This is a genomic window from Streptomyces amakusaensis, from assembly GCF_039532665.1.
Taxonomy (GTDB): Bacteria; Actinomycetota; Actinomycetes; order Streptomycetales; family Streptomycetaceae; genus Streptomyces; species Streptomyces amakusaensis.
Window position 1 is genome coordinate 53,274 of the sequence record NZ_BAAASB010000011.1, and the last position, 13,837, is coordinate 67,110.

The window sequence follows — 13,837 nt, forward strand, 5'->3', positions numbered from 1 at the left end:
ATGGGGGATGAGTGCCGACGTACCACGAAGTGATGACCACCGACCTGTCCAAGCTCACCGCCGCGGCTGCCAAGTGGGAGGAGATGGCCGGCAGGTTCAAGGTGCTGGAAGGGATGTACGAGCGGGAGGTCCACGGGATCACGCTGGACCGGTCCTGGGAGGGGCTGAGCGCCCAGGCCGCGAACGAGAAGTTCACCGTGACGCTCAAGGAGTTCCAGGGCGCGCAGAAGGAGGCGAAAGCGGTCGCCGGCATCCTGCGTGATGCCCACACCCAGCTCGTCGACCTCCGGGGCCGGGTCGAGGCCGCCCGGGACGACGCCGTCAAAGCCGGCATGCGCGTCTCCGACCAGGGCGTCGTCTCCTTCGACACCGAGCGCCTCAGCCAGGCCGAGCGCACCGCCTACGTCCACGACGGGAACTACCAGGAGGACGCCCGCGCCCTCGCGGCCGAATGGTCCGCCCACATCCGCCAAGCGGTCCAATCCGTCACCGTCGCCGACGACGGCCTCCGCGTGATGCTCGAAGCCGCCGTCCGCGACTCCGATCGTCTCGACGGCACCTTGAACGGCTTCAACCGGGAAGCCGGGGCCAGCCCTTATCCCTCTTTGGAGGCGGCGGGCAGGGCGGCGAACATGCCGGAGGACAGGAAGCAGGTTCCGGAGTGGTGGCGCAGTCTTGACCCGGTGACCCGGGGGGTGCTGCTTCAGGAGAGGGGGGATGAGCTGCGGGCTGCGGGAATCATGGACCCGACTCTGAAATGGAGGTCTCCTGACGAAGGGTCGGGAGCTTTCGGCGTGGAGAAGCCGACACCGAGGGATGTTTGGCTGCATGCGCAGGCATTGGGGATCGCGACCGCTGGGGATGTTGCAGGGCAGGTAGGGGCATCGCGGAATATGCTGCACTACCTCGACGGCACAGGGGATCCTTTGAACCTCGACGTGGATCGAATTCTGCATGACGACGAAACATTTCGGTCGCAAGTCGAAGAGTTGCATCTGGGACACAATCAAGAATCCTGGCATCGAAATGCTTTGGATGAGTTCCATAAAGCTGGAGGTGACAAGACCGTGGTCATGCCGGTCGAGAGCGATAAATTAGATCGAACTTTTCGGGAAGGTGAATGGTTTCATGCAGTAGGATCTCATTCGCAGAACGTATCCGGCCTGGTCTGCGTGAGTCCTGGCGAGGATGGCAAGCCTAAAGTTTCGCTCGAATATCAGGTTAATGTTTGGGACCGTTACAACTGGGATGTCGGGAAGTCTACGGAACTTCCTGGAGGTCTCGACATTCGAGATGAGGATATGGGACGCTTGCATAAAACGGGCATTGCTCAGGAGTTTGACATGCGTGGCAGTAGTTCCTTCTACGCCTACGACCTCAATGCCTCTGCGCCTCCTGCCCTCGCGCCGCAGGAGCCGGGACGCGAGGGCACCCAGGCGGATGTGTCCCGTGGCGAGGAGAAGAACCGATGAAGCGCATGCAGCACTCGTGGGGACGTTACGCGGTACGTGTATTGGCCGCCAGTGTCGCGGCATTGCTGCTCGCAGGCTGTGCATCCGCTGACGGGAAGCGGGAAGTCCGCAGGGAATCTTTCCCCTACTGGGAGAAAGGTGCGGGAGCTTCGCAGGCTGTCAAATTCATGCGGGTTCAGGTGCCGAAGGGGGCGGTGGAGGTGAAAGGCGCGGTGCGGGTGCAGCCGCAGGAGCGGGTTTATCTACTGTCGTTCCTCACGGATGAGAAGGCCGCCGAAGCGGTGGCTGACGACCTTCGACCGGAGCATCCCCTGGAGGCCAAGAACTTCTCATCCTCTCTCAGTGACGATGGTTTCGCGCATCTTGATCTCGACCTGCCCCATGAGATCCCGGATGTTCGGTCGACGAGTGTCTGCCCGCCGTGCGTCGGCGATAAGCGGCGTAGTCACATTCAAGGTATCGAAATGCATATTGAGGACCGTGCCGATGGTCGTGCCCGTGTCTATCTGACCGCGTACTGAATCGTATCTGGCATGGTCGGCCGGCCCAGTCAATCGGCTTGGGCCGACGGCGGTTCCTCGCAGAGCAGGCTCCAGCCGAGGTGGGCTGTGAGGAACGCGGCCAGCTTCTCCGTGTCGGCGACTTCTGCGGGGAGGTCCCCCGGTCGGGGCTGGTAGAAGGCGAGCAGCTCATCCCGGAGTGGCTCGTTGAGGATCGGGACTTTCCAGTCGTCGATGGTGCCTCGGTAGAACATCCGCGAGAAGACCCGCAGGGCGGGGCAGAGGCCTGGCTCGGCTCCGTCCTGCCAGTGGAGGTCCTGCCAGGAGCCGATGTACAGGTGGGTGGCGTGCTCCAGCGCTCTGTCGAGGATCGGGGTGGGCAGATCCTTCATGCGCCAGTAGATGTGGGCTTCGGCTTCGGGGATCGGCTCGGGGAATGCGGCCAGGTGGAGATGGTTGCTGATCATTGAGTCAGCCTGTCATGTGGCTTTGCCCTGGGTGTAGGGGGTTTTGTGTGACCTCGTCAGCGGTCGACGCGGTCATGACCCGGGCGATCCAGGTGCCCAGGGACTCGAGGGCGTAGGCCCTGACGCGGATTTCTTCGGGGATGAGGGGCGAGAGGTCCACGGTCGGTTCCTAGGTCGTGAGAACAGTGGCTCGGCAGCCGCCGCACGCGCCGGGCTCGGAGGCGCGGAAGGCCCGGTCGCAGCTGTCGCAGTTCTGGAGCGGGTGCCGCTCGGCGAGGGGGCGGAAGGGCGGCGGGGGTGGGAGTTGGGTGGTGAGGCGGTGGGCGAGGAGGGCGGAGGGGCGGTGGAGGGGGGTTGGGGGGAGGTTGGCGGTGAGGGCGTGGTGGATGGCGGCGGGGGTGGTGTCGCGCTCCAGCCAGGTGGCGACGCCGGGGGTCAGCTGGGCGGCGTCCCGGGCGGAGAGCAGCAGTCGTGGGTCGGTGCGGTGCAGACCGGTGAGGAGGTCGGTGGCCTGCTGGAGGAGCGCGGGGGAGGGGAAACCCGGCTGGGGTACGAGGAGAGGGGCCGGCTCGCGGCGGGGCTCCCGGCGGGGCGCGCGCTGGGGCTCGGCCGGCGCGGAGGCCGGCGGCGGGCAGGAGGCGGGGGCTTCCGGTCGCGGCGGGCGTCCCGGCTGGTTGCAGGAGACGGTGCGGGTGACGATCCGACCGTCGGGGATCCGCTCGCGGGTGCGCCGCAGATAGCCGAAGGCCTCCAGCTCGCGCAGGGCGGCGGATATACGGCTCGCGCCCTCGGTGAAGCGGGCGGCGAGGGTCTTGATGTCGACCCGGGCCCCGGTCGGCAGGGACTGGATATGCACGGCCAGACCGATCGCCAGCAGGGACAGCTCGGGGTGCTGGGCGAGGTGGTTGCCGATGACCGTGAAGCGGGTGGTGTGGCGGGAGTTGGCGTGAGTGACGCCGTACGAGTGGTGTGGGCGTCGCGTGTCACGGGTATCGCCGGACGGGGGACGCGTGGGGGCGCTAAGCTGCTCGGTATCCAACGGGAAGAGCCTTACTTCCTCGATGGTCAGGCCCTCGCACTGGGATTGCCCTCCCGGCGGGGGCCGACGCATGTCTGCGATCGGGTTGTGCCGTGAGCCTAGGGCACTCAACCCCGCTCATTACCAGCCCAGTTGAGCATGTTCACCCGTGCGGGTGAGGCCGGAGCGGTGGGGCGGTAAAGGTGGGGTTTGGCGAGGTTCTTTCCTCCCGTTTCTTTCCTGGAGGAGACCGCTCGTACCACCGGAACCCGCACGGCCGTGCTTCGGTCGGTGGGCCGGGTGTGGACCGGAACGCAGGCAGCCCGAGGGGCATCCCCGCAGACAGTGCGGGGATGCCCCTCGGGCAGCGGTGGGCTACGCCTCTTCGAAGATCTCTTCGGCGGTCGTCGCGGTCAGGATGCGAGCGAGCCAGGCGCGCAGGAGTTCAGGGTCGGTGCACTCCGTGATGCGCTCGCGGACCTCGTCGGACACGGCGAGGTCGCGCAGTTTCAGCAGGAGCAGGATGTCCTCTGCCCGGCCCCGGGCTTCACCCCGGGCTTCACCCCGGGCTTCACCCCGGACCTCACCTTCGGCTCGGAGTTCTTCAGACATGGGAGATGTGTAGAACGAAAGGTCCACGGCCACCAGATTCCTCCACTGTTGTGCGACCGGGCGCTTGCCCAGGCCTTGAGCGATGAGTTCGACGATGGGGTTGGCGATGGTTTCCGGCACGTCCCGCAGAGCGGTGGACATCGCTTTGAGTATGGCACCGGCCTCCGGTTCGGCGGCGTGTGTAATCGCCGCCAGAGTGGCGAGTGCCAGGTCCTTGCGGGCCTCGGCCGCATTGGTGATCAAGGGCATGTTGTGCGGGCCCACCACCAGAGGGCGCAGGGTGAGCGCGGGCCACTCGGCCGGGCCAATGGTGACCGGGCGGGCGGCCCATTCGGCGGTGGCGCGGTCCTGGCAGACGACCAGGAGCAGGGGCGGGACCTGGTACTTCGTGTACAGGTACGAGAGGTAGTAGGCCCAGCTGCCCGGCTTGTCGGGGTCCTTCTTGCCTTGGGCCTCCACGGCGAGAAGAAATGCGCGGCCGTCTTCCGTGTCGAACCTCAGCAGGGTGTCGACACGCCGTTCGACGGGCCGGGACTCGGTGAGGTCGGTCGGCAGAACGGTCGCCGAGACGGGCGGGGGAAAGTTGAGGCCGAGCACCTGGGAGACCCCGGTGAACAGTTCCGGGTACTCCTGGAAGATGCGGTGCATCGCCTCGTGCGGTGAGCTGACCATGAGATTCCTGGGTAGCGGGAGCAGTGGGCCGGCGGACGCCGGCGACCGTGAGCGCGTGATGCGGACGAGTCGGCGTGAGTGACGCCGTACGAGTGGTGTCAGCGCCGCGTGTCGCGGGTAGGGCGAGGCACCGGGTCCGTGAAGCCGGACGGAGGGTGCGTGGGGGCGCTAGGCTGACGGCTGTCCAGCGAGGAAGCTCCTACTTCCCGGTGGTCAGGCCCTCGCGGTGGGATTGCCGTCCCGGCGGGGGCCGTCGCATGTCTGCGATCAGGTCGTGCCGCGAGCGTAGGGCACCCAACCCCTCCTATTACCAGTCAAGTTGGCCATATTCACCCGTGCGAGTGAGGCCGGGCGGCGAGGTGGAGAAGGTCACGTGCCGCCGGAACCGGCACGGCTGTGATTCGGCCGCCAATACCCCGTGCATAGGCCATGGTTACCGCCCTTCGGTCGACTGCTCCGCCGTCGCGGATAGGGTCCGAAGTGGTTTGAACGGGGATGAGGGGGAGTACGCGGTTCATGGCGTGGGACGAGTGGGAGCAGATCAAGGCCGGAGTGGCCGAACGGCAGTCTGGCGGAACACAGTTGAATCAGCTGTCCGCCGAGACGGGGTCGTCCGCCGGAGCGGGGACGGGCGGGCTGAAATCCAGCAAGAAGGCGTGGTTATCCGCCGGCGAGGGAGTGGGGTCGCTGCGCGGGCCCCTCGGCACCGCGCTCGGGAAGCTGGCGGACGGGCAGGCGGGGCTCGGTGAGGGCGAGGGGTGCCTCAGCGCTGCGGCGCAGAAGGAGCTGTACGTCTCGTGGAAGCGGTACGCGGAGGACGTCGGCAAGCGGTGCGGGAGCCTCCAGAAGATCATGGAGCAGGTGGGGCACGACCAGCTCAGGACCGATGAGGCCGTGAAGGGCGAGTTCGACAGGGTGAAGTCGGCGTACGCGGACACGGCGGCCGTCGGCGGCGGCGCACCGCAGGGCCGGTGACGGGGGAGTGGACCTCAAAACCCTCAAGGAACTGAAGCCGGCCGAGTACGAGAGCGCGGCCGACGGATACCGGGCCCTCGCGGACATGGCCCGGACGGCCAAGGACCGGCTGGAGACCAGCGTCGCCGCAGGGATGCGGAACTCCGTCGAAGGCGCGGCGGCGGACGCGGCCCATGTCGAGCTTCAGGAGCTGGGCGCGAATTTTCAGTACACCCACACCGAGTGCGGTGTGATCAGTACGGCCCTGAACGGCTTCGCCTTCGACATGGCCGCCGCCAAGCGGAAGCTGGAGGCCGCCATCGCCGACGCCCAGGCGGATCGGATGACCGTGAACCCGGACGGGACGGTGACCTACCCGGCCGGTCCGGACAAGGTCGACGGCGCGATCCCCGACGGAGGCTCCACCGGGGGCTACAGCACCCCACAGGCCCAGGCAGTCGGCCGTCAGGCCGCGAATCTGAGCCCGAACCCGTACGCGGCCCGCGCCCAGGGCATCGCCGACCGGATCTCCACCGCGCTGGCGGAGGCCACGGCCGCCGACGAGAAATGGGCGCCGCAGCTGCGCTCCCTGAGGGCGGACGACGACCTCACCGTCTCCGCCCGTGACTGGGCGGACACCGGCTCCGACGCGAGCGGGGCGCGGGGAGCCGCCGACCGGTACCTCGACACGATCGCCGGGCCGCCGAAGGACGCGTCGCCCGCCGAGAACGCCCAGTGGTGGAAGAGCCTCTCCGACGAGGAGCGCGACGCCCACATCACCATGAACCCGGCGAGCGTCGGAGCCCTCGACGGCCTCCCTGCCGGGGTGCGGGACGAGGCGAACCGTACGGTCCTCGCGCAGAAGCAGGGGCAGTACCAGGCGGCGCTCGACCTGCTGCCGCCGCCACCGACGAACAAGTACGTCACGCTCGCGCACGGTAAGGCCGGCCACAGAGTGCCCACGGTCGAGTACAAGGAGTGGCTGCAGAAATACGGCGAGGACTACGAACGTCTCACTCATTCGCTCAAGGGCATGCAGAGCATTGAGGAGCGGTTCGCCAAAACAGGGGCTGAAGGGCTGCCGGAGGCGTATCTGCTCGGGTTCAGCGCCGAGGGAACCGGCCGGGCGATCATTGCCAACGGCAATCCCGATACGGCCGATCACACGGCGGTCTACGTTCCTGGTACGACCACCAATCTCGGGAGTATCGGCGGAGACATCAACCGCATGACCAACCTCTGGCGGGACGCTGACAGGGCCGTCGGGGCCGGTTCGGTCTCCACGATCACCTGGCTCGGCTACGACGCGCCTCAGAGCATCGCCAAGGACGCGGCGTTCAGTCACTATGCCGACGAGGGGGCACCGGCGTACAACCGGTTCCTCGACGGGCTGGACGCCTCCCGGGCCGTCGACACGCCGAGCCACACCACTGCCATCGGCCACTCGTACGGCTCGACGCTCATTGGCTCCGCCGCCCGGCAGGGCGATCTGAACGCGGATGATGTGATCTTCGCGGGCAGCCCGGGTGTCCAGGTCGGTTCCGCCGGGCGAATGGACGTGCCCCAGGGACACGTCTGGAACCAGGAGGCGGCCTGGGACGTGGTTCCGGACTTCGGCCGTGCTGCGCACAGCGGTAATGAGTGGAGCATGGGCGGCGGCGTGATGATCATTCCGAGTGATGCGGCGTTCGGCGCGAACCAGATGGTCACGGGCACCTCGGGGCACAGCGACTACTGGGAACCCAATACCACCAGCTTGCAGAACCAAGCATCGGTAGTGGTGGGGCAATACGGGGATGTGAAAATTGAAGATTAAGCAATTGGCCGCGGCTCTGCCCCTCGGGCTGGCGCTCGCCTTGATCACGGGGTGCGGTATGGGTGATTCAGGTAATTCCGTCCCTTCGGCGGGCACGAAGAGCGTTCAGGAGGCCACCAGCGCCACGAAGCAGATCTCCAGCGAACTTCTTGACCTCATCGGGATCAAGGGGGAGTCGTCCGAGCCCGGCCCCGGGGTCAGCGAGTGCGGGGATGGGAAGGACCGGGAAAAATACTTCACGATGTATCACCCCTGGAGCTTCGTTCCGGCCTCGGGCGATCAGCTCGCGGAGGTCATGGAGCGACTCAAGGCCGAGCTTCCCGGGCGCGGCTGGAAGATCGTCGAGTACGGCCCGGACTCCAGTCAGAACAAGAATCTGAACCTGACCGCTGACAACGACGAGCGGAAGTTCAGCGTGAACATCGTCCACAAGGCGAAGGGCACCCCGCAGAACCTCTCTGTGACCGTCGTCTCCGGCTGCTACCAGGTTCCGGACGGGCAGCGGGTCGAGCACTTCTGAGGCCTCACCGCCCAGGCTGCGTCCCTGATCGCCTTCGGGGTGTCCCAGGGGCGTAGCGCTCGGTGAGCTGGGGTACTCTCTACGGCTCGATTGGCCAGGTCGGTGCCCGGTATGGCAGACTGTCGGGGTTGCTCGGTTGAGTGCCAATGCTGCACGCCTCCCGCCGGGAGGACCGGAAGCGAGTCCCACAGTACTCGTCGCGCCATCTGCCCCCGGGCAGCGCTGGGGCGGACGTACGGGAATCTTCCGGGAAGTGTCAGTGGGGTGCCGGCCAGGCACTCGGCGGGAGCTCTTCCCTCGATGCGCGGGCTGGGCCCGCACCCCCTTGGTTGGGAAATCCTTCGGGATTTCTGCGTAGAGGGAGTGCGACACGCCCGACCGCGTGGGTCGGACAAGAGTGCGGTACTCGCCAAGTGACCAGAGCGTTTCCACAAACAGACAGGACTACGAAGTAGCCATGGCGGGACAGAAGATCCGCATCCGGCTCAAGGCCTACGACCACGAGGTCATCGACTCTTCGGCGAAGAAGATCGTCGAGACGGTGACTCGCACTGGTGCGTCGGTCGCAGGCCCGGTGCCGCTTCCCACTGAGAAGAACGTGTACTGCGTCATCAAGTCTCCGCACAAGTACAAGGACTCGCGCGAGCACTTCGAGATGCGCACGCACAAGCGCCTGATCGACATCCTCGACCCGACGCCCAAGACCGTTGACTCGCTGATGCGCCTGGACCTTCCGGCCGGCGTTGACATCGAGATCAAGCTCTGAGAGGCACGGAAGAGATGGCAAAGCAGATCAAGGGCGTCCTGGGCGAGAAGCTCGGCATGACCCAGGTCTGGGACGAGAACAACCGTGTCGTCCCGGTCACTGTCGTCAAGGCTGGGCCCTGCGTCGTTACCCAGGTCCGTACGAATGACTCCGACGGCTACGAGTCGGTCCAGATCGCCTTCGGCGAGATCGACCCTCGCAAGGTGAACAAGCCCCTCAAGGGTCACTTCGCCAAGGCCGACGTGACCCCCCGCCGCCACCTGGTGGAGCTCCGCACCTCCGACGCCAGCGAGTACACGCTCGGCCAGGAGATCACCGCGGCCGTGTTCGAGTCCGGCGTCAAGGTTGACGTCACGGGCAAGAGCAAGGGCAAGGGCTTCGCCGGTGTCATGAAGCGTCACAACTTCAAGGGCCTCGGCGCCGGTCACGGCACCCAGCGCAAGCACCGTTCGCCCGGCTCCATCGGTGGCTGCGCCACCCCGGGTCGTGTGTTCAAGGGCATGCGCATGGCGGGCCGCATGGGCAACGAGCGGGTCACCACCCAGAACCTGACCATCCACGCCGTTGACGCGGAGAAGGGCCTGCTCCTCATCAAGGGCGCGGTTCCTGGTCCCAACGGCGGACTGGTCCTGGTCCGCACTGCGGCCAAGGGGGCCTGAGGACTATGAGCACCATTGACATTCTGTCGCCCGCGGGCGACAAGACCGGGACCGTTGAGCTCCCGGCCGAGATCTTCGACGCCAAGGTCAGCATCCCGCTGATCCACCAGGTCGTCGTCGCGCAGCTGGCCGCTGCCCGTCAGGGCACGCACAAGGTCAAGCGTCGTGGCGAGGTCCGCGGTGGTGGCAAGAAGCCTTACCGCCAGAAGGGCACCGGCCGCGCCCGTCAGGGTTCGACCCGCGCCCCGCAGTTCGCCGGCGGTGGCGTCGTGCACGGCCCCACGCCGCGCGACTACTCGCAGCGGACCCCGAAGAAGATGAAGGCCGCCGCCCTGCGCGGTGCCCTCACCGACCGGGCACGCAACTCCCGCATCCACGTCGTCACCGGCGTGGTCGAGGGCGGCGTCTCCACCAAGTCCGTCCGTACGCTGATCGGCAAGATCTCGGAGCGCAAGAACACGCTCCTGATCGTCGAGCGTTCCGACGAGGCCGCGTGGCTGTCCGCCCGCAACCTGCCCCAGGTGCACATCCTGGAGCCGGGCCAGCTGAACACGTACGACGTGATCCGCTCCGAGGACGTGGTCTTCACTCAGGCCGCCTTCGAGACCTTCGTGTCTGGCCCCGAGGCCAACGAGACCGAAGGGAGCGACGCCTGATGGCTGAGGCGACCGTCACCACCAAGACCTTCACGGACCCGCACGACATCCTCGTCAAGCCGGTTGTTTCCGAGAAGAGCTACGCGCTGCTCGACGAGAACAAGTACACGTTCATCGTCGACCCGCGTGCCAACAAGACCCAGATCAAGCAGGCCGTGGAAGCGGTCTTCTCGGTCAAGGTCACCGGGGTCAACACGATCAACCGGCAGGGCAAGCGCAAGCGCACCCGCACCGGTTTCGGCAAGCGCGCCAACACCAAGCGCGCCATCGTGACCCTTGCCGAGGGCAACCGTATCGACATCTTCGGCCAGGCCTCCTAACGGAGCGCCCTGGTCCGAATATCGGACGAGGACTGAGAAATGGGTATCCGCAAGTACAAGCCGACGACTCCGGGCCGTCGTGGCTCCAGCGTCGCCGACTTCGTCGAGATCACGCGGTCCACGCCGGAGAAGTCGCTGGTCCGCCCTCTGCACAGCAAGGGTGGCCGTAACAACACCGGTCGTGTGACCGTCCGCCACCAGGGCGGTGGCCACAAGCGCGCCTACCGTGTGATCGACTTCCGTCGTCACGACAAGGACGGCGTGCCGGCGAAGGTCGCTCACATCGAGTACGACCCCAACCGCACCGCGCGTATCGCGCTGCTGCACTACGCGGACGGCGAGAAGCGTTACATCATCGCCCCGCGTGGCCTGTCGCAGGGTGACCGCGTAGAGAACGGTCCGGGTGCTGACATCAAGCCCGGCAACAACCTGGCGCTGCGCAACATCCCGGTCGGTACGACCATCCACGCCATCGAGCTGCGGCCCGGCGGCGGCGCGAAGTTCGCCCGTTCCGCGGGCACCTCCGTGCAGCTGCTGGCGAAGGAGGGCACGATGGCCCACCTTCGTATGCCGTCCGGTGAGATTCGCCTGGTCGACGCCCGCTGCCGCGCCACCATCGGCGAGGTCGGCAACGCCGAGCAGTCGAACATCAACTGGGGCAAGGCCGGCCGACTGCGCTGGAAGGGCGTTCGCCCGACCGTCCGCGGTGTCGCGATGAACCCGGTTGACCACCCGCACGGTGGTGGTGAGGGCAAGACCTCCGGTGGTCGTCACCCGGTCAGCCCGTGGGGTCAGAAGGAGGGTCGTACTCGTTCTCCCAAGAAGGCGAGCAGCAAGTACATCGTCCGCCGCCGCAAGACGAACAAGAAGCGCTAGGAGCGGGTTTAGATGCCGCGCAGTCTCAAGAAGGGGCCCTTCGTCGACGACCACCTGATCAAGAAGGTGGACGTACAGAACGAAGCAGGCACCAAGAACGTCATCAAGACCTGGTCCCGTCGCTCGATGATCGTCCCGGCAATGCTGGGCCACACCATCGCGGTGCACAACGGCAAGATCCACGTCCCGGTGTTCGTCACCGAGTCGATGGTCGGCCACAAGCTCGGCGAGTTCTCGCCGACGCGCACCTTCCGCGGCCACGTCAAGGACGACCGGAAGTCGAAGCGCCGCTAAGGCGGGGTGTGACCGATCATGACAGACACTGAAGGGACAACCATGGAAGCCAGGGCCCAGGCGCGGTACATCCGCGTCACGCCCATGAAGGCCCGCCGCGTGGTGGACCTCATCCGTGGCATGGATGCCACGGAGGCTCAGGCGGTCCTGCGTTTCGCCCCGCAGGCCGCGAGCGTGCCGGTGGGCAAGGTGCTGGACAGCGCCATTGCCAACGCCGCGCACAACTACGACCACAGTGACGCCTCCACGCTGATCATCAGCGAGGCGTACGTGGATGAGGGTCCGACCCTGAAGCGGTTCCGGCCGCGCGCCCAGGGTCGCGCCTACCGGATCCGTAAGCGGACCAGCCACATCACCGTGGTCGTCAGCAGCAAGGAAGGAACCCGGTAATGGGCCAGAAGGTTAACCCGCATGGGTTCCGGCTCGGTATCACCACGGACTTCAAGTCCCGCTGGTACGCCGACAAGCTGTACAAGGACTACGTCAAGGAAGACGTCGCCATCCGCAGGATGCTGACGTCCGGCATGGAGCGCGCCGGCATCTCGAAGGTTGAGATCGAGCGCACCCGTGACCGCGTCCGCGTGGACATCCACACCGCTCGTCCGGGCATTGTCATCGGTCGCCGTGGCGCCGAGGCCGACAAGATCCGCGGCAAGCTGGAGAAGCTGACCGGCAAGCAGGTCCAGCTGAACATCCTCGAGGTCAAGAACCCCGAGGTGGACGCTCAGCTGGTGGCCCAGGCCGTCGCCGAGCAGCTGTCCTCCCGTGTCTCCTTCCGTCGCGCCATGCGTAAGAGCATGCAGTCGGCGATGAAGGCGGGCGCCAAGGGCATCAAGATCCAGTGTGGTGGCCGTCTCGGCGGCGCCGAGATGTCCCGCTCGGAGTTCTACCGCGAGGGCCGTGTGCCGCTGCACACGCTCCGCGCGAACGTCGAGTACGGCTTCTTCGAGGCCAAGACGACCTTCGGCCGTATCGGCGTGAAGGTCTGGATCTACAAGGGCGACGTCAAGAACATCGCCGAGGTCCGCGCCGAGAACGCCGCTGCCCGCGCCGGCAACCGTCCGGCCCGTGGTGGCGGCAACGACCGCCCCGCCGGCCGTGGTGGCCGCGGTGGCGAGCGTGGCGGTCGCGGTCGTAAGCCGCAGCAGAACGCCGCAGCCGAGGCCCCCAAGGCCGACGCCGCTGCCGCTGCTCCGGCTGAGAGCACCGGAACGGAGGCCTGACCGACATGCTGATCCCCCGTAGGGTCAAGCACCGCAAGCAGCACCACCCCAAGCGCAGTGGTATGTCCAAGGGTGGTACGCAGGTTGCGTTCGGCGAGTACGGCATTCAGGCCCTCACTCCGGCGTACGTGACCAACCGCCAGATCGAGGCGGCGCGTATCGCGATGACCCGCCACATCAAGCGTGGCGGCAAGGTCTGGATCAACATCTACCCGGACCGCCCGCTGACCAAGAAGCCCGCCGAGACCCGCATGGGTTCCGGTAAGGGTTCCCCCGAGTGGTGGATCGCGAACGTCAAGCCCGGTCGGGTGATGTTCGAGCTCTCCTACCCGAACGAGAAGATTGCTCGTGAGGCGCTCACCCGCGCTGCTCACAAGCTTCCGATGAAGTGCCGCATCGTTCGGCGCGAGGCAGGTGAGGCGTGATGTCGGCCGGAACCAAGGCGTCCGAGCTGCGCGAGCTGGGCAGCGAGGAGCTTGTTGACAAGCTCCGCGAGGCCAAGGAAGAGCTGTTCAACCTCCGCTTCCAGGCGGCGACCGGGCAGCTCGAGAACCACGGCCGGCTGAAGGCCGTCCGCAAGGACATCGCCCGGATCTACACCCTGATGCGTGAGCGCGAGCTCGGCATCGAGACGGTGGAGAGCGCCTGATGAGCGAGAGCAACGTGACTGAAGAGAACACCGCCGCACGCGGTTTCCGTAAGACCCGTGAGGGTCTGGTCGTCAGCGACAAGATGGACAAGACCGTCGTCGTCGCCGTCGAGGACCGTGTGAAGCACGCGCTGTACGGCAAGGTCATCCGCCGTACGAACAAGCTCAAGGCGCACGACGAGCAGAACGCCGCCGGCATCGGCGACCGTGTCCTCATCATGGAGACCCGGCCGCTGTCCGCCACCAAGCGCTGGCGTGTCGTCGAGATCCTCGAGAAGGCCAAGTAATCCATACCCGAGGCCCCGTCGAGTGATCGACGGGGGCCCCTCGGGTCAGTTCCGCCAGGCTCGGCGAGGGGTTCCG

19 protein-coding genes are annotated in these 13,837 nt (G+C 66.5%); 16 read left to right on the plus strand and 3 right to left on the minus strand.

Translation table 11 applies throughout. The annotated features are described in order from the left end of the window. The first annotated feature begins 32 nt into the window (after positions 1-32). Together ABD371_RS20125 and ABD371_RS20130 are read left to right on the plus strand one after the other, a co-directional pair. Complete coding sequence (locus ABD371_RS20125; RefSeq protein WP_344478870.1) at positions 33-1,472, plus strand: hypothetical protein; 1,440 nt, start codon at positions 33-35, stop codon at positions 1,470-1,472. Then, a complete protein-coding gene (locus tag ABD371_RS20130; RefSeq protein ID WP_344478872.1) occupies positions 1,469-1,993 on the plus strand; it encodes a hypothetical protein in 525 nt (174 codons plus the stop codon). Before ABD371_RS20125 ends, ABD371_RS20130 begins: the two co-directional genes overlap by 4 nt. 29 nt (positions 1,994-2,022) lie before the next feature. Here ABD371_RS20130 and ABD371_RS20135 read toward each other — a convergent pair whose 3' ends face one another. From ABD371_RS20135 to ABD371_RS20145, 3 genes are all read right to left on the minus strand, one after another. Continuing rightward, entirely contained in the window at positions 2,023-2,439 is a 417-nt protein-coding gene (locus tag ABD371_RS20135; protein WP_344478874.1) for a hypothetical protein, read from the minus strand. Between the two features lie 169 nt (positions 2,440-2,608). Next, entirely contained in the window at positions 2,609-3,478 is an 870-nt protein-coding gene (locus ABD371_RS20140; protein WP_344478876.1) for a helix-turn-helix domain-containing protein, read from the minus strand. A gap of 354 nt (positions 3,479-3,832) precedes the next feature. Further along, positions 3,833-4,741: an RpnC/YadD family protein gene (locus ABD371_RS20145; protein WP_344478877.1), complete on the minus strand. Its 909-nt coding sequence runs from the start codon at positions 4,739-4,741 to the stop codon at positions 3,833-3,835. 516 nt (positions 4,742-5,257) lie between these two features. On the opposite strand from ABD371_RS20145, the gene ABD371_RS20150 reads away from it, so the two are divergent. The 14 genes from ABD371_RS20150 to rpsQ all read left to right on the plus strand — a co-directional run bounded on the left by ABD371_RS20150 (position 5,258) and on the right by rpsQ (position 13,761). Continuing rightward, complete coding sequence (locus ABD371_RS20150) at positions 5,258-5,716, plus strand: hypothetical protein (protein WP_344478879.1); 459 nt, start codon at positions 5,258-5,260, stop codon at positions 5,714-5,716. 7 nt (positions 5,717-5,723) lie between these two features. Beyond that, positions 5,724-7,511: an alpha/beta hydrolase gene (locus ABD371_RS20155; RefSeq protein WP_344478880.1), complete on the plus strand. Its 1,788-nt coding sequence runs from the start codon at positions 5,724-5,726 to the stop codon at positions 7,509-7,511. A 58-nt stretch (positions 7,512-7,569) separates the two neighbouring features. Next, complete coding sequence (locus tag ABD371_RS20160; RefSeq protein ID WP_344478882.1) at positions 7,570-8,031, plus strand: hypothetical protein; 462 nt, start codon at positions 7,570-7,572, stop codon at positions 8,029-8,031. Between the two features lie 457 nt (positions 8,032-8,488). Further along, complete coding sequence (gene rpsJ, locus ABD371_RS20165) at positions 8,489-8,797, plus strand: 30S ribosomal protein S10 (RefSeq protein ID WP_003948644.1); 309 nt, start codon at positions 8,489-8,491, stop codon at positions 8,795-8,797. 14 nt (positions 8,798-8,811) lie between these two features. Then, entirely contained in the window at positions 8,812-9,456 is a 645-nt protein-coding gene (rplC, locus tag ABD371_RS20170) for a 50S ribosomal protein L3 (RefSeq protein ID WP_190121703.1), read from the plus strand. A gap of 5 nt (positions 9,457-9,461) precedes the next feature. Continuing rightward, entirely contained in the window at positions 9,462-10,112 is a 651-nt protein-coding gene (gene rplD, locus ABD371_RS20175) for a 50S ribosomal protein L4 (protein ID WP_190121702.1), read from the plus strand. Next, complete coding sequence (gene rplW, locus ABD371_RS20180) at positions 10,112-10,432, plus strand: 50S ribosomal protein L23 (RefSeq protein ID WP_190121701.1); 321 nt, start codon at positions 10,112-10,114, stop codon at positions 10,430-10,432. The genes rplD and rplW overlap by 1 nt, the downstream gene beginning before the upstream one ends. 39 nt (positions 10,433-10,471) lie before the next feature. Continuing rightward, a complete protein-coding gene (gene rplB / locus ABD371_RS20185) occupies positions 10,472-11,308 on the plus strand; it encodes a 50S ribosomal protein L2 (RefSeq protein WP_190121700.1) in 837 nt (278 codons plus the stop codon). Positions 11,309-11,320: 12 nt separating this feature from the next. Beyond that, positions 11,321-11,602 carry a 30S ribosomal protein S19 gene (gene rpsS, locus ABD371_RS20190; protein ID WP_030351437.1) on the plus strand — a complete coding sequence of 94 codons (282 nt, stop codon included), beginning with the start codon at positions 11,321-11,323 and terminating at the stop codon, positions 11,600-11,602. Positions 11,603-11,644: 42 nt separating this feature from the next. After that, the gene (gene rplV / locus ABD371_RS20195; RefSeq protein ID WP_153486751.1) at positions 11,645-11,992 is read left to right on the plus strand and encodes a 50S ribosomal protein L22; all 348 of its coding nucleotides are present in this window, start codon (positions 11,645-11,647) and stop codon (positions 11,990-11,992) included. Next, complete coding sequence (gene rpsC / locus ABD371_RS20200; protein ID WP_190121699.1) at positions 11,992-12,825, plus strand: 30S ribosomal protein S3; 834 nt, start codon at positions 11,992-11,994, stop codon at positions 12,823-12,825. Before rplV ends, rpsC begins: the two co-directional genes overlap by 1 nt. A gap of 5 nt (positions 12,826-12,830) precedes the next feature. Beyond that, positions 12,831-13,250, plus strand: a complete 420-nt coding sequence (gene rplP, locus ABD371_RS20205; protein WP_072485538.1) for a 50S ribosomal protein L16 — start codon at positions 12,831-12,833, stop codon at positions 13,248-13,250. Beyond that, on the plus strand, positions 13,250-13,474 hold the full coding sequence (rpmC, locus tag ABD371_RS20210) for a 50S ribosomal protein L29 (protein ID WP_323449566.1): 225 nt from the start codon (positions 13,250-13,252) through the stop codon (positions 13,472-13,474). The genes rplP and rpmC overlap by 1 nt, the downstream gene beginning before the upstream one ends. After that, a complete protein-coding gene (gene rpsQ / locus ABD371_RS20215) occupies positions 13,474-13,761 on the plus strand; it encodes a 30S ribosomal protein S17 (protein WP_190121698.1) in 288 nt (95 codons plus the stop codon). Before rpmC ends, rpsQ begins: the two co-directional genes overlap by 1 nt. Positions 13,762-13,837: the final 76 nt, after the last annotated feature.